Here is a 2844-nt window from a genome sequence, read left to right on the forward strand (position 1 = left end):
CTCAGGGTCAGAGTACATTTCTTTAAGCCCGTGGGGTCAGAGTACTTTTCTACGAAATGTACTCTGACCCCCCAAATATACTTCGACAGGGTTATTTTCGCTTCATGTTTTCAAAAAGTGAGGGTTCCCAAGGCCGCATAGCCATTAAAAGACCAATGTGCTGGCGTTCTTCAATTGGCAGGGCATTATCTTCGCTGCTGAGCTTAGCTGCTTCTTGCCTAAGCTGCTCTAGGCGCCGCTGAATAATCGAAACCGAGGTCTGGGAATAGCGGCCGCGCAAATAAAAACGGAACATCCACGGCTCGTTCTTCTTTGGAGCCATAAACTTCACCATGACTTCTTGTTCCATAAATTTCTCTAGCGGGCCGCCGGGGATCCAGCGAAAATTTTGCGCAATAAGTAGCTTGTAGCGGTTGTTCGGTAACAGCTCTATGAGCTTTAGTTTGTCTAAGGTTGTCATAAGCTTAATGCCCTCTACCTCAGAAATATCGTAGTGCTTAATGATTTCCGAAAAGCGCCAGCCATCGCGCACGCAAACTGCTGCAAGCAGTAGCTTGGGATTGGCAAGTAGCTCCATCTCTTGCTTCTCAGACAGCTGTGATATTTTTTCCTGCTGCTTTTGCGACAGGCTAAAGAGGTCGCTCAATGACAAATTTAGGCATTCACAAATCTGTTCCAGTTTATCGAGGCTGAAAGCCTGTAGAGAGAAATTTCGTTTTACGCTGGCCTCGCTTACGTTCAGTTTTTGTGCGATCTGTTTGTAGGTAAATCGCTGCTCCCGCAAACATTGTTTAAGCGTGTCGTAAACAAGGGTAATTTGGCTCATGGTATTAAATATTTATACTTGTGGTGTAATTTAATACTACACTAGCGATTGTGGTTTACGAAATTTATTCTTGGTTTTAGTGTAGAACAGGTTCAGGCACATCTCGCCTTTACATACTAGGAGCAAGTGATATGAAAAATTCGCGTTCAACATTGATGTTAACTGCACTATTAAGTAGTGCGCTTCTTACCCATTCTGTAATGGCAGATGATTCCATCGACCACAGTGGCAAAGCCAGTAAGCATAGCGCGCTTGCTGCATCTGAAGGCTTGGCAACAACAGCATCGGTAGCGAGTGCAGTAGTCGCTGTTCCCGTAATACTGACCGGCAGTGCTGTGGTGGCAGGAAGCGCCGTTGCTGAAAGTGTGATTGACGAGAGTAGCCGCAGTATTCACGAAGCTAGCCATCACTCTTCTATTGATAATAACCAGCCGTTGGTGATTACCGAAAAAATCATTACTGCAGACCCAGCACCAAACAAAGTCGTTGCGACCACAAACACAACGACGACCACGACAACTAAACGCTAACGGTTAATTAATTGCTCGAACTTTGAAGCGCGACTGGAAGCTATAAAAGTAGCTGTAGCTCGGTTTAAAAAACTGCTACAGCGAAGCGTTGTGCATCTTGTGCTTCATAATAAGTAGCGAGTGCTATCGGTGGGTGTTTTTCAATGCAAGTCGAGAGAATCTAAGCAGGGAAGAGTATGAAAACATTTTTATATTCAATAGCTTTGGCTTTGGTACTACTTACTGCCAACGCAAATCACGCTTTGGCAGGTAGTCAGCAGCACGGGAAACCTTCGTTTTCACCAGAAGCCATTGCCATTTTTTCTAAAGAAGTTGAAAAATATGCGGCAAGCCAAGGAGCTCGTGCCTTCATTATTGCAAGGCGAGGCAGACCGATTGAAGACATGCCGAAGGGCATTCGCTTCACGCACACTGCCATTGCTATCTATTCAAGTATACAGCTAGAGAATGGAGAGACAGTAAAAGGCTATGCAATCCATAATTTGTATCAAGATGCTGATAAACAAGACGTGAGTCATCTAGTTACCGATTATCCTGTAGATTTTTTCTGGAGGGCTTATGCGCTCGAAGCGGGCCTTATTATCCCTTCGATTCCAGTACAGCAAGCGCTTATAAGCATGTACAGTGAAGATAAAGCAAAATTGCTGCATAACCCACGCTATTCAGTCGTTGCTAATCCATTTAACAGTGAGCGACAAAACTGTACCGAGTACACATTAGATGTGTTGAATGCTGCGGTGTACTCCACCACAGTTACAGCCCAGCTAAAAGCTAATGCAAAAGCGCACTTCACACCGCAAAAAGTAAATATGAGCCGCGCGAAACTTGGCTTGGCGAGTATGTTCAGCGACGGCGTGACGCTGTCTGATCACGGTCGTAAGGTAGAAACGACTACATTTGGAAGTCTTGCTCGTTACATGCAGAAATACAATTTATCGGAAAAGGCAGTTATTTTTGCGAGCAACGGTGAGACAACTATTATCGAGGAATTTAACAATGCAGACTCAGAATAAACCAACAAAAGCATTTCGCATAGCTTCATTGGCAGCCTTAATTGTGGGTGTAAGCGCTTATTTTATCGGCCTTTACAATGCCCCAATGGCGCTTAATGAAAAAGGTTATTACTTCACTATTATGTTATTTGGTTTGTTTTCTGTAGTGAGCTTACAAAAAACGGTACGCGATAAAATGGAAGGTGTGCCAACTACCAAAGCGTACTTCCTGGCATCAGCTGTAGCCACTGCATCAGCCATCGCATTGTTGGTAATTGGCCTATTAAATGCTGAGCTTTTATTAAGTGAAAAAGGCTTCTTCGGCATGGCCTTCACTCTAAGCCTCTTTGCCGCTATTACGGTGCAGAAGAACGTACGCGATAACCAAACTACAGACGAGTCACGCAACACAAATAGCGATACTCAAAGCAGCGCTACTGAGCACAAAGACTCTCCCAAAGTGAAAGCCGCTTAAAAAATGGGGTCAGACCCTGAG

Annotated in this window: 4 protein-coding genes; 3 read left to right on the forward strand and 1 reads right to left on the reverse strand. The window is 44.5% G+C overall.

The genetic code is table 11. The features are described 5' to 3' along the window. Positions 1-91 precede the first annotated feature (91 nt). On the reverse strand, positions 92-826 hold the full coding sequence (locus tag GVO62_RS19195; RefSeq protein ID WP_159120615.1) for a helix-turn-helix domain-containing protein: 735 nt from the start codon (positions 824-826) through the stop codon (positions 92-94). 131 nt (positions 827-957) lie between these two features. On the opposite strand from GVO62_RS19195, the gene GVO62_RS19200 reads away from it, so the two are divergent. The 3 genes from GVO62_RS19200 (at position 958) to yiaA (ending at position 2823) form a co-directional block, all read left to right on the forward strand. Continuing rightward, positions 958-1356 carry a hypothetical protein gene (locus tag GVO62_RS19200; protein ID WP_159120616.1) on the forward strand — a complete coding sequence of 133 codons (399 nt, stop codon included), beginning with the start codon at positions 958-960 and terminating at the stop codon, positions 1354-1356. Between the two features lie 176 nt (positions 1357-1532). Further along, a complete protein-coding gene (locus GVO62_RS19205; RefSeq protein ID WP_159120617.1) occupies positions 1533-2369 on the forward strand; it encodes a DUF2145 domain-containing protein in 837 nt (278 codons plus the stop codon). Next, positions 2353-2823 carry an inner membrane protein YiaA gene (yiaA, locus tag GVO62_RS19210; RefSeq protein ID WP_159120618.1) on the forward strand — a complete coding sequence of 157 codons (471 nt, stop codon included), beginning with the start codon at positions 2353-2355 and terminating at the stop codon, positions 2821-2823. The genes GVO62_RS19205 and yiaA overlap by 17 nt, the downstream gene beginning before the upstream one ends. Positions 2824-2844: the final 21 nt, after the last annotated feature.

Origin of the sequence: Alteromonas sp. KUL150 (assembly GCF_009811475.1) — a bacterium.
In the GTDB taxonomy this organism is placed as follows: Bacteria; Pseudomonadota; Gammaproteobacteria; order Enterobacterales; family Alteromonadaceae; genus Alteromonas; species Alteromonas gracilis.